Source organism: Breoghania sp. L-A4 (assembly GCF_003432385.1).
Lineage (GTDB): Bacteria > Pseudomonadota > Alphaproteobacteria > Rhizobiales > Stappiaceae > Breoghania.
Genome location: NZ_CP031841.1, coordinates 190910 through 211974 on the forward strand (window position 1 = coordinate 190910; position 21065 = coordinate 211974).

A 21065-nucleotide genomic window follows, 5' to 3' on the forward strand; every position below is an offset into this window, starting at 1 on the left:
GTTGCTCGACTTCCAGCCTGCGCCGCTGCTGCTGGGTCTGGTTCCCGGGCCGTTGATGGAACAGAATCTGCGCCGCTCGCTGCTGATTTCGCGCGGTGATCCAAGCGTTTTCATTGAACGTCCGATCAGCGCCGTCTGCCTCGGCGTGGCGCTGGTCATCGTGCTCGCCAGCCTTTGGGGCGCGGTGAGGGAAAGCCGCCCATAGGGAAAATTTATCACCGTACGATGCATTGCTATTTCCATTGCCGGACGCGCGCGCGCATGTAGCATCTCACTTCGATCAATCGATCCCGGCGCATCCGCACGCGGCCCGGACGAGGACCTGTCAGCACCGGCGAGGAACACATGGAACCCTGTTACGACGTCGCACATCTGGGCCACCTGGAGCTTTACACCAACAAGCCGGAACAGAGCCTCGACTTCTTCGTCAACATCCTCGGGCTGACAGAGTCCGGCCGCGAAGGCGATTCCGTCTATCTGCGTGCCTGGGACGACTATGAATTCCATACGCTGAAACTGACCGCGTCCGGCACCACGGGCGTCGGCCATATCGGATACCGCACGTCCAGCCCCGAAGCGCTCGCGCGCCGCGTAGCGGCGATCGAGGCGATGGGCTGCGGCATTGGCTGGACGGACGGCGATCTGGGCCACGGCAAGGCCTATCGCTTCCGCGACCCGGACAATCACATTTTTGAGCTCTACTACGACACCCGGTGGTACGAAGCGCCGGAAGCTGAGAAGCCCGCGCTGAAGAACCAGGCGCAGCGCATGCACGGACGCGGCGTTTGTGTGCGCCGTATCGACCACCTCAATCTTCTGGCCGCCGACGTCGACGCCATCGCCGATTTCATCCCCAAGGCGCTGGGCTCGCGCATCACTGAGCAGATCATGCTGGATTCCGGCAAGCTGGGCGGCTGCTGGTTCACAACCAACAACAAGAGCTACGACATCGCCTACACCGGCGACCACACCGGCTCGCACGGCCGCTTTCACCATGTGACCTATGCGCTCGACCAGCGCGAGCAGATCCTGCAGGCGGCCGACATCTTCCTGGAAAACGGCGTCTACATCGAGACGGGCCCGCACAAGCACGCCGTGCAGCAGACCTTCTTCCTCTATGTCTACGAGCCGGCCGGCAACCGCGTCGAGGTCGCCAATGCCGGCGCCAGGCTGATCATGGCGCCCGACTGGAAGCCGATCACCTGGACGGAGACCGAACGCAAGAAGGGTCAGGCCTGGGGCCTGCAGACCATTTCCTCGTTCCATACGCACGGCACGCCGCCGGTCGGAGAATAGACGCAAGCGCGATCACGCGCCGGGCGGCAGCCGCAATTCGGGCAGCATGTGCCATTGCTCGACATTGGCGCGGATGACGGGCTCGAAGATGTCGTTAAGCCCGGTGACGTTGCGCGGAAGGTCGCGCTCCGCGTCGCCGCTCGCCTCGGGTTCGAACGGCGGCAGGATCGTCAGCCGGAAGCGGGAATCCTTCAGCCGCAGCATGTAGACCGGCAGGATCACCGCGTTCGTGACGCGCGCGATCTTCAGCACGTTCACCGCGTTGCCGCGCTCCGGCGGACGGCGGCCCAGGAGCGGCAGGTGGATCTGGAAGCCGCGCACCTCGTCCACGAACATCACCAGGTTCGCCGCACCGGATTTCAGGATCCGCACGATGTGCATCGCCGAACGCTTGCCCGGCGGAAACACATAGCCGCCGTATCGCTTGCGCAGATTGTGAACCACCGTGTTGGCGAAACGGTTCGGCTCGGGCTGGAAGGTGCCGCACATCGGCTTCTCGGGCAGGTTCTGCAAGGCAACGAACACCAGTTCCCAGTTGCCCAGATGCACGCCTGCGAAGACCAGCGGCCGGCCGGTCTTTTGCGCGGCGTCCAGATGCTCCATGCCCGCGACTTCGACCCGGCCCTCATGCCAAAGCCGCCCGACGACGGAGTATTCGGCGTAGGCGCGTCCGGCGTTGGCCCACCAGCGCGCGTGGCTGTCACGGAACGCATCGGGATCCGCGGCGAGGTCTGGACGCAGGGCTGAGAGATTTGCGGCGATCCGCAGAGCGAACGGGCGTTGCGCGAAGCGCGTTCGGGCAAGACCGGCCATCGCGCCGCCAAAGCGCGTGCACCAGGGCGAGGGCAGCAGCCGCAAGGCGTGGTGTGTCACAAGGTTGATGCCGCCCTGCAACGGATCGGCGATCCAGTGGGCCACAAACCGTCGCCGGGCGGCGGGACCCCCGCGCAGCGCTCCAAGTCCCGGTCCCTTCGGCTCAAGCGGCCGCGTGACGTCGAACGGAATGTCCTCGAGTTTCATGGCGCGGCCGTCTCGCGGGCGCCGGTTTTCGGGTGTCCTGCTGCCATGACGCGCGTCCTCAAGGCTTGCGCGGATGAAGAGTCATCGGCAGCCGGTCCCCCGGCCGCAGCGTCAGCCGGCAGACCGGCTCGACCACTTTCCCCGGGGCCAGGTCGAGCGCGAATTCCTGGGCAAGGACCGCAAGGCAGAGAATTGCCTCGTTCAGTCCGAACGCCAGCCCCGCGCAGATGCGCGGACCGATGCTGAAGGGCACATAGCCGTATTTCGACTGGTTCGCGCCGTCGCCGCCGGGCAGGAACCGCTCGGGCATGAAGTGATCGGGTTTGGACCACAGCGTCGGATTGCGATGCAGCAGCCACGGCACCACCAGCACGAGCGCGCCCTTGCGCACCTCCGTATTGCCAAACCTGTCCGCCGCCATCGCCTCGCGCCCCAAAATGGGCACCGGCGGATAGAGCCGCAGCGTCTCCTCGATGATCGCCCGTGTGTAGGGAAACTGCGGCACGTCGTCGAGCCGCGGCACCCTGCCGCCCAGCACCGTATCGAGTTCCGTGTGCAGTCGGTTGGCCGCCCATGGCGCCTGCGACAGCAGGAACCACGCCCACGCCATGGTGTTGGCGGTGGTCTCGTGCCCGGCCATGAAGATCACGGCCGCCTCGTTGCGGATGGCGTCCTTGCCAAGCGGCTTGCCGTCGTCGTCGCGCGCGTCCAGCAGACCGCCGATCACCGAGCTTTCGCCGTTGCTCTGGCGCGCCGCATAACCATCGATGATCTCGTCGAGCACCGCGTGAATGCGGCGCACCGAACGCTTCACCGCCCGGCCCCGCCAGCGCGGTAGCCATTCGGGCAATCCGAGCATGGATGGCAGGTCGATCTGGTCGACATGCCGCTGATAGTCGGAGAACGCCTCCACGATCTCCGCCGCGTAGGTTTGCCCGAGATCGCGGCCGAAGATCGTGCGGCAAATGATTTCCGCTGTCAGATGCGCCATTTCCGCAAGTGCATCGATCGCCGCCCCGTCGCCGCGCCCGCGCCACTCGGCACGCTTCTCGCACGCGGTCTCGATCATCACGGGCGCGAAGTCCCGCAGGCGGGACGTGTGGATGATCGGCGCGACGATCTTGCGCCGGCGCTGCCACACCTCCTGATCGGATACAAAGAGTCCATCGCCGAGCAGAGGCTGCAGCGCCATGCGCATCTGCGGCGTCTTGCGCTGGAAATTGGCGTGCTTCTTGACGAAGGCTTCCTGAACGAAGCGCGGATTGTTGCAGATGACGACCTGACGGCGCAGCACATTGATGTAGTCGAGCGGACGAGAAAAGGATTTCGCGGTCCAGATGGACAGAAAGTTGCGCCGCGCCGCGCCGACCAGGGTGATCAGGGACCCGCGGCTCTCCGCCCGGTACGGGTAGGGGGCACGAACTCCTCAGGCAGCGGCGCGGACGCCTTCGCGACATCGGGCTTGATGTTCATTGTTCAACCAACAATCAATGTCCGCTTCATAACTCATGGCCTGCCGGCAGGCGCAATCCCGGCGACATTGCAGATCTGCCCATCCGGTCTGTTTACCCAACGACGGTTGCATTTTCCAGCCGGCAAGACACATGTCGAGAAATCAGTTCCGTGTCAGCACCGGCAAGGGCGGTTTTGCGCCGCCGCAGCCGCTCAGCCGCGGGGACGGTCAATCACGGGATACATCCGCTGTCGATCTTGTCAGCAGCATGGCGCGCCGTCTGCCGTCAGAAATCGAGGTGCTGGACCACACGCTTGAGCAGGCCCTTGCGATGCGGCGCCGGCGTTCCGCCGCGCGCCGCTTTCTGATCTTTCGCGCTGATGTGGAACTCGATGATCAGCAGCCGGCGGTCATTGTCGCTATAGGGCAGGGCGCGCAGGCGGTAGGTCTGGGTGTCACCGTGCACGCTGCTGATCTGACAGACGTGGCCATTCTCGATGCCGAGCGAGGACACGGAATTCATCATCGTGCGCATATCCGACGGGCTGAGGATTCGCCTCGTTATGTCCTCCTCCATCAGGTGCTCCTTGCGCAGCCCGAAGAAGCGCCGGGCCATCGCATTGGTCGCGACAATCCGGTGATCATTCATCTGAATCGCGACCATGGGGGTTGGCAGGTGATCGAACAGAGCGCCCATGTCCACGTCACCGGAGGTATCGAGATCCGCCTTGAACAGCAATCCGCCGGGACGGCCGATGGCGCCAAAGCGGAATACCCGGTACTGGAGCATCAGTTCCGTGCCGTCTGGCAGGATAAAGCGCTTTTGCGCTTTCACATCCTGGTTGCCCATCTCGAGCAGCGGCACCAGCGTGCTGACCAGGCCTTTTCCCAGCCGGCCGGGGACATTGCGAATATTGCGGCCCACCAGCCCGTGATCCGCGGGCAGCCGGAAGGTTTTGCAAAATGCGGAATTGACCGATCGGATGCCGCCGTGGCTGTCGATCAGGATGATCGCGCTGCGCGAGGCGGTGGTCATTTTTCCCAGCAGGCCCATGAACTCGCGCAGCGAAAGTTCCGTGCCCACGTCGGAAGCGCAATTGCGGTAGATTCCCTTGACATGGGGCCGCCCGTCCGGGCCCTCAACGCGGCTTGCGACGCTCTCGATGAAGGTCTGGTCGCCCGTCCGGGTGAAGACGGCGAAACGGCTCGGACCCGAATGTCCCTCGAGCAGCGCCGTTTCGAAATGCGCCAGCAGATCAGGCCGGTGGTCGGGAGTGTAGCGCTCAAGCACGGCCGCCAGCGGCTCCGTCATTGTCGGATGGTGGCGATCGGCGCCGCTGCCGAAGCTCTGCTTCCACGTCAGTGTGTTGGCATTGGGATCATAGTGCCACTGCGCGATGCGCAAGGTTGCCAAAAGGCTGTCGAGACCCGGTATCTCGGCATCGAGACCGGGATCGTCTGAGGCGGCTTGCTGTTGGCCTGGCAAAGGCATCAAGAAATGATCCGCTCTGAATGGAAGTCGAAAAGAAAGGATCGCGCAAAATTGTTTAAAAAGAATTGTTCAACTGGTCGTGGTCAATGCGAATGGCCTTTCGAAGGTTTGCATTCATGTAATATACGTATAAATAACAGTATTTGCACGTACGTCTCCGAGTAGGCCGGCACGCTGCGTGGGCCGCGACAGGGCGGTGTTCCTGTCCGGCGGTGAGATCGCCACCCGCCCGCAATGACAGTGCGGCGTACTCCGGCGTATTCAGCCGAGAAGGACCGACCACAGGCTGTCGGGATAGACCAGCATCGCCGAGGCGGCGAGCGCGATGCCGTAGGGCGCGCCTTCCTTACGGTCATGCAGGCGCATGATCCAGTCCTGACGCATCGCAATGATGGGAATGGGAATCGAGCGGAAGGCCAGCAGGGCAATGCACAGGGCGGCGCCGATCATGGTGGTGTAGACGGCAAAGGCGAACAGCGGCCCCCAGCCGAGCCACAGGGCGATCACGGCTGCAAGCTTGGCATCGCCGCCGCCGATGATGCCGAAGGCGAACAGCGAGAAGGTGACCGTTAGAACCAAAGCGGCGGCTGCCAGATGCATGCCCGCCAGAGGGAGGTTCATGCCCGGCAGCCAGGGCGCGAGCACCGCGAACCCGATGATCAGGGCGATGGAGAACCGGTTGGAGATCGTCATTGTCATGAGGTCCGAGACGGCGGCCAGCGTGACGATGACGGGAAAGACGGCGAAGGCGGCGGTTTGCAGCATCGGAACAACCCTGATGGACGACGGCGGCACGCTAGCATCGCGACGCTGAACATCCGGTTAAGCCATTCTCACCGGTGACGTCCGGCCGATCCCTTGCGGCGGGCAAAAAAAATCCCCGCCGGAGCGGGGATTTGGGGAAAACCGGGTGACGTTCGCCACCCGGTTTTCGGATCGAACCAAACAATCCGTCCGGTGCTCTACGCGCAAGCGCGATATGGTACCGAACCTTGTTCGACTGAACTACTTGGCGTTGGCCGCCGTCAGGTCGGTCGAGACCCTTGTGAACGTCGCTGTCAGATCGGTGCCCAGGGTCGTGAGGGCGCCGATCACGGCGACGGCGACCAGGGCGGCGATCAGGCCATACTCGATAGCGGTTGCGCCGGACTCGTCATTCAGAAAACGGGCGAAAATGGTCTTCATGATTTTGCTCCTAGTTCCACGTGTTTTGACAGCACCTGTTCGGCGGATGTTTTTGGCTCGGCCGCTCGAAACTGACGCCAGAATACGAAGGGGTTATTGCCACCGAGTTAACAGCTGCTCGCAATTTGCGATTCCAAGTTGACTTTTCCAGCATGGTTAAAGAGAAATTACTTTCAATGGGCAACTTTTATTTACCATGTAACGCGTTGCAAAACTGGAAGTCGACCTGTTCGAATAAAATATGCTGCACATTTGTTTATAACTGGTTCAACGAGAAGCGGCATTGCTTGCGCGCTGCCTGATGTGGCGCGGGTTACGCCCGCCGTATGGGGCGCGACACTCGCGACGGATGCCGTTTTCAGCTGGCACCGCGCCACCGGCATCGCACCGCAATTGGCGATGGCCGCTTCGCACGCGCCATGGAAGACGTCTGCCCTCATGCCTGTGAGGCCGGCGGTGCGGCGGATGTTAGGCATTCATTCACCTAAAGCCGCGACACTCCGCCCATGCACTCATCAATGACGATGGAGGGAACCATGGGTTCTCCGCGCTTCAGGATCGCACTCTCGGCAGGCCTCGCGGCGGTGTCGCTCTGCCTTGCCGCTCCGGCGTCGGCCGAAGGGACGGTGTCCGTCATCGTCGACCGGGCGAAGGTCTTTCATATAGAGGGCGAGGCAGGGACGATCATCATCGGCAACCCGTCGATCGCCGATGTGGTGATCAACGACCCGACGACGCTGATCATCACGGGGAAATCCTACGGCACCACCAATCTGGTCATTCTGGATACGGAAGGCCAGCCGATCGTCGACGAGGTGATCGTGGTGCAGGCGCCGGAAGGCGGCATCGTGACCGTTCAGCGCAGCGGCAGCCGCTTCAGCTACAATTGTGCGCCGACCTGTCAGCCCACCTTGAACATGGGCGATCACGACGACTTCTTCAAAACCACCGGCGAGCAGGCGACCCAGCACTCGGCCATTGCGACGACCTCAGCGGACAGCGGCCAGGAATAGCCGCCGGAACGCCGGACGCGGACCGGGTCTCGAAATGGCACAGGCGTCTCGGTTTATGACGCGGGCAGCGGGACGTCTGCCCGACAAGGCAGTTTGCAATTTCGGAATCCGGCACACCGCGGCAAGGGTTCAGCAAGGTTTTGCTGATACTCCTTGATACGTAGATGTCCGGCCACGAGCCGTAACGGCAGGCATGGTGCGGCGAATGGCGGTCCCCTGTGCCTTTCGGCATGCGCGGACCATTTTGTCAGAACGACCCCACGGATGAACGTCAGAGGCGTACCCGATGTCCCAACGCCATAGCGTCAGCGCTTCTCTTCCCAAAGAACCGGCGCGCAGGCCGTCGTTTGTTGGCCGGTTACGCCGGTTCAGGCGCAACGAGAGCGGATCGACGGCGATCGAATTCGCCCTCGTGGCGATGCCGTTTCTCGTCCTTCTGGCATTCCTCATCGAGATCGGTCTGGTTTTCTTCGCGGGCGAGGTCCTGGACAACGCGGTTGCCGAAAGCGCGCGGCTGATCCGCACGGGCCAGGCTCAGAAGGCCTCGCTCGACGCGGACGGTTTCAAGCAGGAAGTGATGGGGCACCTGCCCGGCTTTTTCTCCGCCGACCGGCTGAGCATCGACGTGAAGACCTACACGTCCTTCAGCACCTGGGCGGAGACGCCGCTCATCGACGAGGATGACAAGCTGATCGAGGATTTCTCATATCAGACCGGGTCCGCGTCTCAGATCGTCGTCATGCGGGCCTTCTACCGCTGGCCGATGGCCGGTTCCTATTTCGGAGTCGACTTCAGCGATCTCGCCGACGGTACGCGATTGATCGCCTCCATCGCCGCTTTCCGCAACGAACCCTTCCCAACAGCGTCGGGCGGATCATGATCCAGGCCAGCCACCAGCGCATCGCGCGTGCGTGCCAGACCATCGCGGGCAGGATTTCCGGCCTGTACCGATGCCAGCGCGGTATCGCGGCGGTGGAATTCGCCCTGATCCTGCCCATTCTCCTCGTGCTGCTGATGGGCACGGTCGAATTGACGCGGGCCCTGACCTATGACCGCAAGGTGACGCAGGTGGCCAGCACGGTTGCGGATCTCGTTGCTCAGGCCACCACGGTCTCGACCAGCGACCTGGCGGACATCTTCAAGGTCAGCAAGATTATCCTTCAACCCTATCCGGCCGACACTCTGGGGATCGTGGTCTCCTCCGTCGAGTTCGATTCGGACGGAAACGCGACCGTCGACTGGAGCCGCGCCTATCAGACCGCTTCGGCGTGGACGGAGAACGCCGCGCCGCCGATCGATATTCCGGCAGCGGTCAAGATCGCCAATACGACGATAATCATCGCCGTCTCCAGCTTCAACTACACGCCGATGTTCACCTCCGTCATCGCGGACAATATTGCGCTTGGTGAGACCTTTCTGCTGCGGCCGCGGCTGGTGCAGAAGATTCCAGACCCCACATAGTGCATCAACCTCGCGAAGAGCTCGATCAGGCGCTCCATCGCGACGCTGCGCGGCGTGACCTGCCGGCGACGCTGCGGCCAATAGACGTCCGGCGGGGCTTGCCATGGCACCCGTGAGGCATGTCAAAGTCTCCCCGCCACTAATCCGCTAATACGGGTCGGCAAGTGGCGGCGGCGATCAGGCGGGGCGATCATGGTGACAAACAAGACCTATGAGCAGATCGAGGTCGGCGACAGCGCGTCCATCACGCGGACTTGCACCGCCAACGACCTGTTCATCTTCGCCAATGCGTCAGGCAACCTGAACCCCCTGCATATCCCGGACATCGACCACACGGGCGATGGCAAGACGGACCGCGCCATCGCGCCGTCGATGTGGGTGGGGACGCTGATTTCAGCCGTCCTTGGCAACATTCTGCCAGGACCCGGCACGATCTACCGCGGCCAGACATTCCGTTTCCTCGAGCGCGCGCTCGAAGGCGACACGCTGACGGTGACCGTGCGCGTCACGGCAAAGGAGCCGGACGGCATCGTCCTGCTGGCCACCCAGGTGACGCGGGACGATGGCGCGCTGATCGCGGATGGCGAGGCCCGGGTTTCCGCCCCGAGCGCACGGTGCGGCTCGAGCCGCATGAGATTCCTCATATCCTCGTGGAACGCCACCAGAACTTCGACCGCCTTGTCGCGCTCGCGCAACGGCTGCCGCCGCTGCCGACGGCGGTGATTGCCCCCGACGACGCCCATTCGCTCGGCGGCGCCTTGCTGGCCGCCGAGGCGGGTCTGATCACACCGATCCTGATCGGCAACCGCAAGGCGATCGAAGAGACGGCGGAATCGCTCGGCAAGACGCTTGCCGGTATCGAGATCATCGACATCGCCAGCGCGCCCGATGCGGTGGCCCGGGGCATCGCGCTGGTGCGGGAGGGCCGCGCCCGCGCCCTCATGAAGGGGCATCTGCACAGCGACACCCTGTTGCATCAGCTCCTCGACAGGCAGCAGGGATTGCGGACCGAACGGCGGCTCAGCCATGTCTTCGTCATGGACGTGCCGGGACGGCCCGCGCCGATGATCATTTCCGACGCCGCCATCAATATCTCTCCGGATCTCAAGGCCAAGGTCGACATCACCCAGAATGCCATCGATGTGGCGCGTTCCATCGGCATCACAACGCCGAAGGTCGGCGTGCTGTCCGCGGTGGAAACCGTGACGCCGGCGATCCCCTCAACCCTGGATGCCGCTGTGCTCTCCAAGATGGCCGAGCGCGGGCAGATACGCGGCGGGGTCGTCGACGGCCCCCTGGCGATGGACAACGCCATCGATGCCAATGCCGCGCGCACCAAGGGCATCACGTCTCTTGTGGCGGGTCATGCGGACGTGCTGATCGTTCCCAACATGGAAGCGGGCAACATGCTCGCCAAGGAGCTGACCTTCCTGTCGCATGCCCAGGCGGCGGGCCTGGTGGTTGGCGCGAAGGTGCCTGTCATCCTGACCAGCCGCGCGGACGACGATCGCTCGCGCCTCGCCTCCTGCGCGCTGGCGATGCTGCACGCCCATTGGACCAGAACCGGAGAGGTCGTGACCGCGCCCTCGGAGGACGATGCGTCATGACGGGCGCGGTGCTGGTCCTGAACGCCGGCTCCTCAAGCATCAAGTTCGCGTTGTTCGATGGCACGGGGACGGACGTGCCGGGGAGCGGTGATCCGGCCGAAGTCTGCCGCGGCCGCGTCGAAGGTCTGGGCGAGCAGCCGCGTTTCAGGGCGCAGGATGAATGTGGGACACCGGTCGAGGCCCGTGATCTGGCGCCCGGCGAGGCGTCCAGTCATGCCGCCGCGCTCGATGTGATCCTGGAGTTTCTGGCGCGCCGGCACGCCGATGCGCGGATCGCGGTCGTCGGGCACCGGGTGGTTCATGGAGGCGCGGCGCACAGCCGGTCGGTCATCGTGGATACGGCGATGCGTGCCGAACTGGCGTTGCTGGAGCCGCTGGCGCCGCTGCACCAGCCGCACAACCTGGCCGGAATTGACGCGGCCCGCGCCGCCTTTCCCGATGCGCCTCAGGTCGCCTGTTTCGACACCGCCTTTCATCGCACGCATCCCTGGGTGAACGACACGTTCGCGCTGCCGCGCGCGCTTTATGACGAGGGCATCCGCCGCTATGGGTTCCACGGACTGTCCTACGACTACATCTCCAGCCGGCTGCGCCAGACGCACCCGACGCTCGCCTCGGGGCGGGTCGTGGTGGCGCATCTGGGCAATGGCGCCTCGATGTGCGCGATCAAGGACGGGCGAAGCGTCGGCTCGTCGATGGGGTTCACGGCGCTTGACGGACTGCCGATGGGGACGCGCTGCGGGCAGCTGGATCCCGGCGTGCTGCTTTACCTGATGAGCGCCAAGGGCATGGACGCGCCGGCCCTCACCGATCTGCTGTACAATCGTTCCGGTCTGAAGGGGCTCTCCGGTATCAGCGCGGACATGCGCGTGCTGGAGGCCAGCGAGGAGCCGCACGCGGCCCAGGCGATCGACTATTTCGTCTATCGCGTTCGCCGCGAGATCGGCGCCATGGCGGCTACGGTCGCGGGCATCGATGCGCTCGTGTTCACCGGCGGCATCGGCGAGAATTCGGCCCTGATCCGCGCCCGTATCTGTGAGAACATGGACTGGCTGGGGCTATCCGTCGATGCAGCGCGCAATGCCGCGAACGAGGCTGATATCTCAGCGCCCGGCTCGCGTTGCCGGGTTCTTGTCATCCGCACGAACGAGGAAGTGGTTATTGCCCGGCATTCGCTGCATGTCGCCGGCGTCTCCAGCGCGGCAACCTGAGGCGCGGAGCAAGCCACCACGAGACCGGCAGCGCGATCACCAGACTGGCCACCACGACAGCCGGAAGCAGCATCATCGCCTGCGCCTTCAGCGCCGGAACCACCAGAACGGCGACGATGCCGGCGCCAAACAGCACGGCATTGATCTGCATGAAGACAAGCACACTTATGAAAATCCGGGTCCACATGATCGTTTCTCCATCGTTTGCGCGGCCGCATCCGAGAGTGGCGATATATGGAACCAACGGAATACGCGCGGAGAAGTTCCCTCGAAACCGGGCCAGTCGGGTGGCCTCAGCGGGAAAAAATCTGCACAAGGGGGGCATAGGAATCGGCGCTGACCGCGGCGAATCCGCCGGGAAACGCGGGCTCGATCGCGTCGTAGGCGTCCGGATCGGCCGCGGCGAGGTCGAACAGCGCGGCGCGCAGCAGCGTCTTGAGTTCCTCGGCGAGGTTGACGCGCACCACGTGCGGCCCATGCGGAATCAGCCGTGACTGCCAGACGATGCGGATATCCTCCATGGCGAGCGTGCCCTCGGCGATCATCGTGCGCAGGGTGCCGCGGCTGTAGCCCGACGCCGCCTCCCCCTCCAGCGACGACCAGGCGAGCGCCGCGTCATACTCACCCTTGAGCATCGCGGTGACGGCGGCGACCGGTCCGGCCGCATGGCCGATCCGGCCGAAGAAGGTCTCGTCCTCGATGCCTTCGGCGCGGAAGGCGGCACGCGGGAGCAGATACCCGGCGACCGACGAGGGCTGCGCATAGACCAGCGCCTTGTCCTTGAGATCCGCCAGCCGGCGTAAACCGCTGTCTGCCCGGGTCACGACAATGGCATGGAAACCGGCGGTCTCGTCCTCGGCCAGCGGCGCCGCCAGAGGCTCGAGACACCGGCACAGCGTCCAGCCGGCGGCATAGGCGCTGGCGCTCAGCGGCGCATAGTCGATGCGCGCGTTGACGATGGCGTCGATCAGCACGCGCATGTCGCGCAGGGGCACCAGTTCGACCGGCATGCCGATGACATCGGAGACATAGGCCTCGAACGGCCGCGCCGCCGCGACGCGCCGTTCGGCGCCGCCCGTGGCGAGGATCCCGATGCGTAGCACCTTCTGTTCCGCACGCCAGTCGCCGGTGTCCTCCTGCGCAAGGGCGCTCGACGACGCCACGCCGCCCAGGACTATGGCCAGCAGCAACAAGGACAGAAGACGCCCGATCCGGGTCATCGCGACAGCGCCAGCGAGGCGCCGGAGAACACCAGAAAGCCGCCGACTCCCTTGTTGAGCACACGGGCCATGCCCGTCGAGCTGACCACGCCGCGCAGCAGCCGTCCGGCGATCACGTAGATCGCCACGGCCACCACCTCCATGACGAGGAAAGCGGCGCCCAGTTGCACGAACTGCGGCGCGATGGGAGCCGAAAGATCCAGGAACTGCGGAAAGAAGGCGGTGAACACGGCGATCGCCTTGGGGTTGGCGATGGCGATGAGAAAATCGCGCCGCGCGAGCTGCCTCACCGACAGGCCCGCCGAGACTTCGAGTTCGCCGACCCGGGCGCGCCACATGCGGATGCCGATGTAGATCAGATACAGGGCCCCGGCGAACTTGATCACGGTGAAGGCGACGGCGGAGGCGGCCAGCGCGACGCCCAGTCCTGCAGCCGCTGCCGTGATCAGAATCGCAAACGCGGGCATGCGCCCCATGCCCGCCGCCATTCCCGGCCAGAAGCCGAGCCGTGCGCCGTTGGCGAACGCGGTGAGGTTGTTGGGGCCCGGCGCCATATTGAGCGCGAAACAGGCCGGAATGAACAGAATCCACAGCATGACAGCCCTCCTGATGGGATCAGCGCGCGTCTTCGAAACCGGACAGCACGTTGACGCAGTTCACGCCAAGCGCGTCGATGGCATAGCCGCCCTCCATGACGAAGAGCGTCGGCAGGCCGAGCTTTTCGAGCCGCGCGCCGAGGCGGGTAAAATCGCCCGATTGCAGGCGGAAGCGCGAGATCGGATCGTGCTCGTAGGGGTCCAGCCCCAGCGAGATCACGGCCACATCCGCGCCGAACGTCATGACCCGGCCGCAGGCGGCGTCCAGCGCCGCGCTCCAGCCGTCCCAGTCCGTGCCGATGGCCAGCGGCCAGTTCTGGTTGAACCCCGCGCCTTCGCCGGTGCCCGTCTCGTCGGCATAGCCGAGGAAATAGGGATACTCGTCGGCCGGATCGGCGTGGATCGACAGAAACAGCACGTCGGAGCGCTCGTAGAAGATCTCTTGGGTGCCGTTGCCGTGATGGTAGTCTACGTCGAGTATTGCGATGCGCGCCGCGCTCTGATCGCGCAGGTATTGGGCGGCCACGGCCGCATTATTCACAAAGCAGTAGCCGCCGAACCGGTCGCTCATGGCGTGATGGCCGGGCGGGCGGCACAGGGCGAAGGCGGCTCGTTCGCCGTCCTTCACGAGCCGCGCCGCACTGAGCGCGGTGTCGGCGCTGACCTTCGCGGCCCGCCAGCTCTCCGGACCGATGGGTGTGCCCGCATCGAAGGAATAACGGCCCAATTGCCCGTCGAGATGGCGCGGGGTCACGTCTGCGCGCAGACCCGCGGTTGGCCAACAGAAGGGAAACACCTCGCCCGTGCGGCCCTCGCGCTCGCATTGCGCGCGGAAACCGTCCATGAAATCGAGATAGGCGCGGCTGTGCACCCTCTCGAGCGGACCTCGTCCGAACGCATCCGGCGGCTGAATCGCGCCGAGGCCGGTTTCCACGATGCGGTCGCGCACGAATTCGGCGCGCGCGGGCAGTTCCACCGCCGGCGCCATGGCGCCATCGGAAAGCTCGAACGTCGGCCTGTGATTCAGCTGCAGTTCGGAGAAGACGGTTTTCATACAGGTACTCTGCAGAGACGGGCTCAGGCGAAACGGTATTCCGTGACCTGGCTGTAGCTTTCACCCGGACGCAACACCGCGCCTGGGAAATCAGCATGATTGGGGCTGTCGGGCCAGCGCTGCGGCTCCATGCAGAATCCGGCGCACGGACCGTAGCGGCGGCCGTCGAGGCCGGCAACCGGCACGTTGAGCTTGGCCCCGTCGTAGAACTGCAGGCCCGGTTCGGTGGTCCAGACCTCCATGCGGCAATCTTCGTCCGGCGCTTCGACCGAGGCCGCGAAACCCAGATCTCCGCGCGGCGCGTCGGCCAGGCAGAAGTTGTGATCGAAGATCACGTCTTTCTCGGACGGCTTGCGGCGGATCCGGCGCCCCTCGCGGAAATCGTACGGCGTCCAGTCAACCTTGCGGATTTGGCCTGTGGGAATCGCCTCGGCATCGATCGGCAGATAGCGCTCGGCGGCGATCTCGACGGTATGGTCGAGAACGTCCGCGCCGCCCCCGAGATTGAAATAGCTGTGATGGGCAAGGTTCACCAGCGTCGGCGCGTCCGTGGTCGCCGTGAGCTTGATGCGCAAGGCGCCGGATCCGGTCAGCGTGTAGCGGCACAGCGCCTCCACACGGCCCGGATAGCCTTCCTCTCCGTCCCGGGAGACATACTTCAGCAGCACGCTACGCTTGTCGTGCTGCTCGAGCTGCCAGGCGCGCTTGCCGAACCCCCGCGCGCCGCCGTGCAAATGGTTGTCACCCTCGTTGCAGGTGAGTTGCACCGGCACGCCGTCAAGCTCGAAACGCCCGCCCTTGATGCGATTGGCGTAGCGACCGGCGATCGCCCCCATGTGCGGCGAGTGCAGGACATAGTCCTCAAGCGTCTCCAGTCCCAGAACGACGTCGCGCCCGCCGACGCGCAAGCGGCGCACGGCCGCCCCATAGGTGAGAATGGACGCCGAAAGGCCGCCCGCGGCGATCGCGCATTCGCGGATCTCGGCGCCGTCGTCGAGACGTCCAAAGACGGCGGATTCTCCTGCTGCAAGCATGGGGGCCTCAGATCGTCTGGTTGTAGGCGCCGACTTCGCCGTTCTCGCGAAGGATGACGTCGACGGAATGGAACATCTCGCGCATGCGTGCCTCCGACACCGGGCTTTCGACGACGACCACCAGCTCGGGCTTATTCGACGACGCCCGCACCAGCCCCCAGGTGCCGTCATCCGTGACCACGCGCACGCCGTTGACGGTGATCAGATCGACGATCGCGTGTCCATCGATCGTTTCGCCGGCTTGTTTCATGGCCTCGAACCGCGCCACCACCGTGTCGACGACGCCGTATTTGGTCTCGTCGTCGCAATGCGGCGACATGGTGGGCGAGCCCCAGGTCTTCGGCAGCGCCTCGCGCAGATCGGCCATCGACTTGTCCGGATTGCGGTCCAGCATGTCGAGGATGGCGAACGCGGAAACAAAACCGTCGTCATAGCCGCGGCCGATCGGCGCGTTGAAGAAATAATGGCCCGATTTCTCGAATCCCACGATGGCGTCGAGCTCGTTGACCCGGCGCTTGATGTAGGAATGGCCGGTCTTCCAGTAGTCCGTCTTCGCGCCGTTGGCCTGAAGCACCGGGTCGGTGTTGTAAAGACCGGTGGATTTCACGTCGACGACGAACTGGCAGCCGGGATTGAGCGCGGAGATGTCCCGCGCCAGCATCACGCCCACCTTGTCGGCGAAGATTTCCTCGCCGGTGTTGTCGACGACGCCGCAGCGGTCGCCGTCGCCGTCAAAGCCCAGGCCCACATCGGCGCCGGTTTCCAGCACCTTGTCGCGCAGGGCGTGCAGCATTTCCATGTCTTCGGGATTGGGATTGTAGCGCGGGAAACTGTGGTCGAGCTCGCAGTCGAGCGGGATCACCTCGGCTCCGATGGCGGTCAGAATGCGTTCCGCGAAGGCGCCCGCCGTGCCGTTGCCGCAGGCCGCGACCACCTTGATCGGCTTTTTCAGTGTCTCCCGGCTGGTCAGCGAGGCGATGTAGCGGTCGGAAAAATTCTCGACGAACCGGTAGGCGCCCCCGTCGCGCAGCGTGAACGACGCCTCCAGGACGATCTCCTTCAGCCGGCCCATCTCGTCGGGGCCGAAGGTCAGCGGCCGGTTGGCGCCCATCTTCACGCCGGTCCAGCCGTTGTCGTTGTGCGAGGCGGTGACCATGGCCACCGCCGGTACATCGAGTTCGAACTGCGCGAAATAGGCCATCGGCGTGATGCCCAGGCCAATGTCGTGCACCTTGACGCCCGCCGCCATCAGCCCGGTGACCAGCGCCATCTTGATGGAGGCGGAATAGGCGCGGTAGTCGTGCGCGGTGACGATCTCCGGCTTCACGCCCAATTCGTGCAGCAGCGTCCCCAGCCCCATCCCGAGCGCCTGAACGCCCATAAGGTTGATTTCCTTCTCAAACAGCCAGCGCGCATCGTACTCGCGAAACCCCGTCGGCTTGACCATGGGCGCGGATTCGAAGGCATAGGTGTTCGGCGTCAACTGCGGGACGGGCTTGGGAAACATGCGGGCTCCTGAAATGCTCTGGCTGGTCAATCGGCAGCATGGATGCCCTGAGGGGCGAACGGGCGGGGTGCCGGAAGGTGACACGGCGCGGGAATCAAAGCAGCGGAAAATGACAATAGCATGGTTGGATTGCCGCGAGACCGCGGCATGCGCCGGGATGACGTGCGCTATTGCGTCATCACCAGACGGCCGTCGCGCATCTCGACACCGCCGAGGCGCCCCAGGAACGACATGCCGAGCAGGGTGACCGAGAGCGCGCCGCGCGGAGAGACCAAGCCATCCACGTCGTGCAGGATGATGTCGCCGATGCGCACCTCGTCGAGCCGGACCGGTGCGGAGTAGCGGATTCCGTTGGCGGTGCGGGTTTCGAGGGTGAAATCGGAGTTGCCGGGCCGCATGCCCAAACGCACGGCCTCCTCATAGGGGATCGCCACGGTGGTGGCGCCCGTGTCGACCATGACGTCGACCCAGCGGTTGTTGATGCGGGCGCGGGTGGCGTAGTGCCCGCCCGGGCCGGCCTCGAGCATGACCCTGCGACCGCCCCCATAGGTCTCCGGCGGTGTCTCGGCGCGTATGGCGGCAACCTCGGAGGACCGCTCCTGCATCAGCGACTGCATCAGCCCCGGCCCTTCGACCGCGGCGGCCACAGCGATGGCCAGAAGAAGAAGATAGCGCAGCATGCCGCGTTTCCTGGTCCCAGTTTTCACCGCTTCGGGGCGGCTCTTCCGCCCGCGACGTCCCTGCTGGGCAGAACCCAAGCGGACATCCTGTCCACAATGCCACGGTGAGCGTTATCACCGGGTGAATGCGGGCGTGCAAATACGGTATTGTTGTCATCTGTCCGGCGCTGCCCGTCATCGACCGAGTCTTTTCCTGGAACGACCCCGGTGCTGAACGGTTGATCTGATGACAGGCGGGCATGCACCCAGCACATCGTTGGCGGGCCCAGGCGGAGAATTTCGATGCAGCTGACGACCGGCGAATATGACATCCGGATCGAGCTCGATCTTCCGATCCCGATTGAGGCGGCCTGGATCCTCTTGAGCACGCCGGAAGCGCTGTCCATATGGTGGGGCGCACACGTGACGCTGGACGCGCGCGCCGGCGGACATTTTCGCGAGGAATGGGAGCGGGACGGCCAGCCGGTGGTCACCAACGGCACGGTGCTGCGGTGCGAGCCGCCCGCGCTCCTGGAGATGACATGGGCAGACAACAGCTGGTCGGGCCAGTCCCGCGTGCGTATCATGCTCGAGGAGACTCCGCCGCGTGAAGACCCCAACGGCTGCCGCCTGATACTGGAGCATTGCGATTGGCAACATGTGAGAACCGACGATCCAGCGGCCCTAATCGCAGCCCACGCACGGGGTTGGCAGCGTCACCTGCAGAAGCTCGCGGCCCTGGCCAGCACGGTCGCGGGCGGCGACATCGCGTGATGACCCGGCCGAATGTGTGGCGCGCCCGTCCGTACGCCGTCGTTCTGGCGGCCGCCCTGCTGCTTTCGGGCTGCGCGGGCGGCTTGCCGGGCATCGGCGAGGTGGAGCTGAGTCATCAGCCCGTCGACCAGCAGCAGGTGCTGAGCATTCTCAACAGCTATCGCGCGCAACATGGCGTGGCGCCGCTCACCGCCTCGAATGATCTGCGTCTCGCCGCCCAGGACATGGCCGATCACATCGCGCGGCGCGACAGGCTCAAGTCGCCGAAGCACAGCAGAAGCGGCTTGTACGCCCGCCTCACCGCGCATGGCATCAAGCATGACGCGGCGGCGGAAAACCTCGGCTACGGCTACGCGACGCTGCAAGCGGCGTTTGACGGCTGGCACGGGTCGTCTGGCCATGACCGCAATCTGCTGAACCCCAATGTCACGCAGATGGGGCTGGCGCGCACCAACCGGGCTGACGGCACCTACCGCAATTTTTGGGCGCTGATCATGGCGCGGTCGGAGTCCTGAGCGCCAGGAGGCGGCCGCGCCTCTTGACCCGACCGAACATAACAGGAACAATACAGCCGAAGGAGGCTGCCTCATGGCTGATCTTTTGCCCGACGAATCGCTGGAAAGTTGGCTCGACCCCGACACGCCCGAGCGGCTCATCGACGGACGCCAGTCGGAGACGGCCTTAAGGGTCCGGCGCGGCGTGGGCCGGCTGATCCGTCAGCTCGGCGCGAGCTGCATCGCCGAGATGACCCTGGTCAGCGGCCGCCGGGCGGATCTGGTGGCTATCGCCAGGACCGGCGAAATCTGGATCATCGAGGTGAAATCATCGCTGGCCGATCTGCGTGCCGACAAGAAGTGGCCCGATTACCGCGACTTCTGCGACCGGCTGTATTTCGCGACCGCCCCCGAGGTGCCGCTCGATCCGTTTCCGCAGGACGCAGGCCTGATGCTTTCGGATGGCTATGGCGCGGAGATCCTGCGTGAGGCAACGCTGCACAAGCTGGCCGGGGCGCGGCGCAAGGCCGTGACCCTGCGGTTCGCGCGCATGGCGGCGACGCGGCTGCACGACCTGATGGATCCGCGCCTGAGTCGCGGCGGATTGGTCGGGGATAGTCTGCTTTAGAGTTCGGCTGCTTTGGGGCCCGGGGCGTCTATTCCGGCGGGGTGCCGTTAAGGGCCAGCGCGTCACCGGCGAGATAAAGCGATCCGCAGATGAGAATGCGCGGCGGGCCGTCGCCGCACAGTTGTCCGACGCGTTTCAGCGCCGCATCGATCGACGGCGCGGGCTCGCAGTCGAGACCGGCCTCGGCCGCGTTGCGCGCCAGGTCCTCGGCGCTGATGCCGGCCGCCGACGAGATCAGCGGGATCGTCATCACGTGCCGCGCCAGACCCTCGAAGGGCCGGAAGAAGCCGATCGGATCCTTGGTGTTGAGCATGCCGCAGACCAGGTAGAGCGGCCGGTCGAGCCGGTCATCGAGGTCCGCCATGGCGCTGGCGATGGCCACGCCGGCGGCCGGGTTGTGGCCGCCGTCGAGCCAGATATCGGCTCCCTCGGGCGCGTGCTTGAACAGCCGCCCATGCGTCAGCCGCTGCAGGCGCGCGGGCCAGGATACGGTGCGCAGACCCTGTTCGGTCGCGCTCATGCCGGGCCAGACGCCGGCCGCGCGAAGCGCCGCGATGGCCGTGCCCGCGTTGACGACCTGGTGCTGCCCGGTCAGTCTCGGCAACGGCAGATCCAGAAGTCCGCCCTCATCTTGATAGATCAGGCGGCCGTGCTCCTCGAACGCGCTCCAGTCCTGGCCGCCGATGGCCAGCGGCGCGCCAAGCGCCTCTGCTTCCGCCTCGATGACCGCGCGCACCACGTCGTCCTGGGGAGAGGTCACCGCCGGGGCGCCGCGCTTGAGGATGCCGGCCTTTTCCAGCGCTATGCCTTCCAGACGGCTGCCGAGGAAGCGTTCGTGATCCAGGGAGATCGCGGTGATGACACTGACGATCGGCTTTTCGATCACATTGGTGGCATCGAAACGGCCACCCAGTCCGACTTCCAGCAACAGCACATCGGCCGGATGTTCCGCGAAAAGACACAGCGCCACCGCGGTGCTGATCTCGAAAAAGGTGATCTGCGCGCCATCATTGACGTATTCGCAGCGCAGCAGCGCCGCATTCAGAACGTCATCGGCGACCAGCCGCCCGCCGCCGGGTTGGCCAAGGCGAATCCGCTCGTGAAAGCGCACCAGATGCGGTGAGGTATAGACATGGACGCTTTTGCCGTCGGCTTCCAGGATCGCCCGCATGAAGGCCGTTGTTGATCCCTTGCCGTTGGTGCCCGCGATGTGAATCGTCGGCGGCAGCGAGCGCTCGGGATTGCCCAGAGCATCCAGCAGCCGCTGCAAGCGGTCCAGCGACAGGTCGATCTCTTTCGGGTGGAGCCCCAGCAGGCGCTCCAGAACGGCTGTGCTTTGATCCATGGTCGGAGACGCCGCC

The 21065-nt window shown here is 64.9% G+C and carries 21 protein-coding genes and 2 pseudogenes; 10 read left to right on the plus strand and 13 right to left on the minus strand.

What is annotated here, in order from left to right:
• Positions 1 to 7: 7 nt before the first annotated feature.
• Positions 8 to 205 (plus strand): annotated as a pseudogene (locus D1F64_RS00935) (tripartite tricarboxylate transporter permease); the annotation flags it as partial.
• 140 nt (positions 206 to 345) lie between these two features.
• A complete protein-coding gene (locus D1F64_RS00940) occupies positions 346 to 1296 on the plus strand; it encodes a catechol 2,3-dioxygenase (RefSeq protein ID WP_117410885.1) in 951 nt (316 codons plus the stop codon).
• A gap of 12 nt (positions 1297 to 1308) precedes the next feature.
• Here D1F64_RS00940 and D1F64_RS00945 read toward each other — a convergent pair whose 3' ends face one another.
• The 5 genes from D1F64_RS00945 to D1F64_RS00965 all read right to left on the minus strand — a co-directional run bounded on the left by D1F64_RS00945 (position 1309) and on the right by D1F64_RS00965 (position 6446).
• Positions 1309 to 2316, minus strand: coding sequence for a lysophospholipid acyltransferase family protein (locus tag D1F64_RS00945; RefSeq protein ID WP_117410886.1), 1008 nt, complete (start codon positions 2314 to 2316; stop codon positions 1309 to 1311).
• A 58-nt stretch (positions 2317 to 2374) separates the two neighbouring features.
• On the minus strand, positions 2375 to 3610 hold the full coding sequence (locus tag D1F64_RS00950; protein WP_205470603.1) for a cytochrome P450: 1236 nt from the start codon (positions 3608 to 3610) through the stop codon (positions 2375 to 2377).
• A 445-nt stretch (positions 3611 to 4055) separates the two neighbouring features.
• Positions 4056 to 5261 (minus strand): PAS domain-containing protein, encoded by a 1206-nt coding sequence (locus tag D1F64_RS00955; protein WP_117410888.1) that lies wholly within the window; start codon positions 5259 to 5261, stop codon positions 4056 to 4058.
• A 261-nt stretch (positions 5262 to 5522) separates the two neighbouring features.
• A complete protein-coding gene (locus D1F64_RS00960) occupies positions 5523 to 6026 on the minus strand; it encodes a prepilin peptidase (protein WP_117410889.1) in 504 nt (167 codons plus the stop codon).
• A gap of 240 nt (positions 6027 to 6266) precedes the next feature.
• On the minus strand, positions 6267 to 6446 hold the full coding sequence (locus D1F64_RS00965; RefSeq protein WP_117410890.1) for a Flp family type IVb pilin: 180 nt from the start codon (positions 6444 to 6446) through the stop codon (positions 6267 to 6269).
• 536 nt (positions 6447 to 6982) lie between these two features.
• Here D1F64_RS00965 and D1F64_RS00970 point away from each other — a divergent pair.
• The 5 genes and pseudogenes from D1F64_RS00970 to D1F64_RS00990 all read left to right on the plus strand — a co-directional run bounded on the left by D1F64_RS00970 (position 6983) and on the right by D1F64_RS00990 (position 11738).
• A complete protein-coding gene (locus D1F64_RS00970) occupies positions 6983 to 7459 on the plus strand; it encodes a pilus assembly protein N-terminal domain-containing protein (protein WP_117414331.1) in 477 nt (158 codons plus the stop codon).
• Between the two features lie 286 nt (positions 7460 to 7745).
• Complete coding sequence (locus D1F64_RS00975; RefSeq protein WP_117410891.1) at positions 7746 to 8339, plus strand: TadE/TadG family type IV pilus assembly protein; 594 nt, start codon at positions 7746 to 7748, stop codon at positions 8337 to 8339.
• A complete protein-coding gene (locus D1F64_RS00980) occupies positions 8336 to 8920 on the plus strand; it encodes a TadE/TadG family type IV pilus assembly protein (protein WP_117410892.1) in 585 nt (194 codons plus the stop codon). The genes D1F64_RS00975 and D1F64_RS00980 overlap by 4 nt, the downstream gene beginning before the upstream one ends.
• A 192-nt stretch (positions 8921 to 9112) precedes the next feature.
• Positions 9113 to 10527 (plus strand): annotated as a pseudogene (locus D1F64_RS00985) (bifunctional enoyl-CoA hydratase/phosphate acetyltransferase).
• Complete coding sequence (locus D1F64_RS00990; RefSeq protein ID WP_117410893.1) at positions 10524 to 11738, plus strand: acetate/propionate family kinase; 1215 nt, start codon at positions 10524 to 10526, stop codon at positions 11736 to 11738. The pseudogene D1F64_RS00985 and the gene D1F64_RS00990 overlap by 4 nt, the downstream one beginning before the upstream one ends.
• On the opposite strand, the gene D1F64_RS00995 is transcribed toward D1F64_RS00990, so the two are convergent.
• The 7 genes from D1F64_RS00995 to D1F64_RS01025 form a co-directional block, all read right to left on the minus strand.
• Complete coding sequence (locus tag D1F64_RS00995) at positions 11686 to 11925, minus strand: hypothetical protein (protein ID WP_117410894.1); 240 nt, start codon at positions 11923 to 11925, stop codon at positions 11686 to 11688. The genes D1F64_RS00990 and D1F64_RS00995 overlap by 53 nt on opposite strands.
• 106 nt (positions 11926 to 12031) lie before the next feature.
• Complete coding sequence (gene phnD, locus D1F64_RS01000; RefSeq protein ID WP_117410895.1) at positions 12032 to 12958, minus strand: phosphate/phosphite/phosphonate ABC transporter substrate-binding protein; 927 nt, start codon at positions 12956 to 12958, stop codon at positions 12032 to 12034.
• A complete protein-coding gene (locus D1F64_RS01005) occupies positions 12955 to 13554 on the minus strand; it encodes a LysE family translocator (RefSeq protein WP_117410896.1) in 600 nt (199 codons plus the stop codon). The genes phnD and D1F64_RS01005 overlap by 4 nt, the downstream gene beginning before the upstream one ends.
• 19 nt (positions 13555 to 13573) lie before the next feature.
• Entirely contained in the window at positions 13574 to 14608 is a 1035-nt protein-coding gene (locus D1F64_RS01010; RefSeq protein ID WP_117410897.1) for a histone deacetylase family protein, read from the minus strand.
• Positions 14609 to 14631: 23 nt separating this feature from the next.
• Positions 14632 to 15642 carry an aldose epimerase family protein gene (locus tag D1F64_RS01015; protein WP_117410898.1) on the minus strand — a complete coding sequence of 337 codons (1011 nt, stop codon included), beginning with the start codon at positions 15640 to 15642 and terminating at the stop codon, positions 14632 to 14634.
• A 7-nt stretch (positions 15643 to 15649) separates the two neighbouring features.
• Positions 15650 to 17149 carry a phosphomannomutase/phosphoglucomutase gene (locus D1F64_RS01020; RefSeq protein WP_117410899.1) on the minus strand — a complete coding sequence of 500 codons (1500 nt, stop codon included), beginning with the start codon at positions 17147 to 17149 and terminating at the stop codon, positions 15650 to 15652.
• Between the two features lie 167 nt (positions 17150 to 17316).
• Complete coding sequence (locus D1F64_RS01025) at positions 17317 to 17829, minus strand: TIGR02281 family clan AA aspartic protease (RefSeq protein WP_117410900.1); 513 nt, start codon at positions 17827 to 17829, stop codon at positions 17317 to 17319.
• 282 nt (positions 17830 to 18111) lie between these two features.
• Between D1F64_RS01025 and D1F64_RS01030 the strand changes: the two genes are divergently transcribed.
• The 3 genes from D1F64_RS01030 (at position 18112) to D1F64_RS01040 (ending at position 19704) form a co-directional block, all read left to right on the plus strand.
• Positions 18112 to 18582, plus strand: coding sequence for an SRPBCC domain-containing protein (locus D1F64_RS01030; RefSeq protein WP_117410901.1), 471 nt, complete (start codon positions 18112 to 18114; stop codon positions 18580 to 18582).
• Positions 18582 to 19097: a CAP domain-containing protein gene (locus D1F64_RS01035; protein WP_117410902.1), complete on the plus strand. Its 516-nt coding sequence runs from the start codon at positions 18582 to 18584 to the stop codon at positions 19095 to 19097. Before D1F64_RS01030 ends, D1F64_RS01035 begins: the two co-directional genes overlap by 1 nt.
• Before the next feature lie 73 nt (positions 19098 to 19170).
• Positions 19171 to 19704 carry an MmcB family DNA repair protein gene (locus D1F64_RS01040; protein WP_117410903.1) on the plus strand — a complete coding sequence of 178 codons (534 nt, stop codon included), beginning with the start codon at positions 19171 to 19173 and terminating at the stop codon, positions 19702 to 19704.
• Positions 19705 to 19732: 28 nt separating this feature from the next.
• Here D1F64_RS01040 and D1F64_RS01045 read toward each other — a convergent pair whose 3' ends face one another.
• Entirely contained in the window at positions 19733 to 21049 is a 1317-nt protein-coding gene (locus D1F64_RS01045) for a folylpolyglutamate synthase/dihydrofolate synthase family protein (RefSeq protein ID WP_117410904.1), read from the minus strand.
• Positions 21050 to 21065 lie beyond the last annotated feature (16 nt).

Excerpts from the sequence above, each read along its gene's own strand:
- D1F64_RS00940 (WP_117410885.1), top strand. The coding sequence starts at position 346 with ATGGAACCCTGTTACGACGTCGCACATCTGGGCCACCTGGAGCTTTAC.
- D1F64_RS00945 (WP_117410886.1), bottom strand. The coding sequence starts at position 2,316 with ATGAAACTCGAGGACATTCCGTTCGACGTCACGCGGCCGCTTGAGCCG.
- D1F64_RS00955 (WP_117410888.1), bottom strand. The coding sequence starts at position 5,261 with ATGCCTTTGCCAGGCCAACAGCAAGCCGCCTCAGACGATCCCGGTCTC.
- D1F64_RS00960 (WP_117410889.1), bottom strand. The coding sequence starts at position 6,026 with ATGCTGCAAACCGCCGCCTTCGCCGTCTTTCCCGTCATCGTCACGCTG.
- D1F64_RS00965 (WP_117410890.1), bottom strand. The coding sequence starts at position 6,446 with ATGAAGACCATTTTCGCCCGTTTTCTGAATGACGAGTCCGGCGCAACC.
- D1F64_RS00970 (WP_117414331.1), top strand. The coding sequence starts at position 6,983 with ATGGGTTCTCCGCGCTTCAGGATCGCACTCTCGGCAGGCCTCGCGGCG.
- D1F64_RS00975 (WP_117410891.1), top strand. The coding sequence starts at position 7,746 with ATGTCCCAACGCCATAGCGTCAGCGCTTCTCTTCCCAAAGAACCGGCG.
- D1F64_RS00980 (WP_117410892.1), top strand. The coding sequence starts at position 8,336 with ATGATCCAGGCCAGCCACCAGCGCATCGCGCGTGCGTGCCAGACCATC.
- D1F64_RS00990 (WP_117410893.1), top strand. The coding sequence starts at position 10,524 with ATGACGGGCGCGGTGCTGGTCCTGAACGCCGGCTCCTCAAGCATCAAG.
- D1F64_RS00995 (WP_117410894.1), bottom strand. The coding sequence starts at position 11,925 with ATGTGGACCCGGATTTTCATAAGTGTGCTTGTCTTCATGCAGATCAAT.
- phnD (WP_117410895.1), bottom strand. The coding sequence starts at position 12,958 with ATGACCCGGATCGGGCGTCTTCTGTCCTTGTTGCTGCTGGCCATAGTC.
- D1F64_RS01005 (WP_117410896.1), bottom strand. The coding sequence starts at position 13,554 with ATGCTGTGGATTCTGTTCATTCCGGCCTGTTTCGCGCTCAATATGGCG.
- D1F64_RS01010 (WP_117410897.1), bottom strand. The coding sequence starts at position 14,608 with ATGAAAACCGTCTTCTCCGAACTGCAGCTGAATCACAGGCCGACGTTC.
- D1F64_RS01015 (WP_117410898.1), bottom strand. The coding sequence starts at position 15,642 with ATGCTTGCAGCAGGAGAATCCGCCGTCTTTGGACGTCTCGACGACGGC.
- D1F64_RS01020 (WP_117410899.1), bottom strand. The coding sequence starts at position 17,149 with ATGTTTCCCAAGCCCGTCCCGCAGTTGACGCCGAACACCTATGCCTTC.
- D1F64_RS01025 (WP_117410900.1), bottom strand. The coding sequence starts at position 17,829 with ATGCTGCGCTATCTTCTTCTTCTGGCCATCGCTGTGGCCGCCGCGGTC.
- D1F64_RS01030 (WP_117410901.1), top strand. The coding sequence starts at position 18,112 with ATGCAGCTGACGACCGGCGAATATGACATCCGGATCGAGCTCGATCTT.
- D1F64_RS01035 (WP_117410902.1), top strand. The coding sequence starts at position 18,582 with ATGACCCGGCCGAATGTGTGGCGCGCCCGTCCGTACGCCGTCGTTCTG.
- D1F64_RS01040 (WP_117410903.1), top strand. The coding sequence starts at position 19,171 with ATGGCTGATCTTTTGCCCGACGAATCGCTGGAAAGTTGGCTCGACCCC.
- D1F64_RS01045 (WP_117410904.1), bottom strand. The coding sequence starts at position 21,049 with ATGGATCAAAGCACAGCCGTTCTGGAGCGCCTGCTGGGGCTCCACCCG.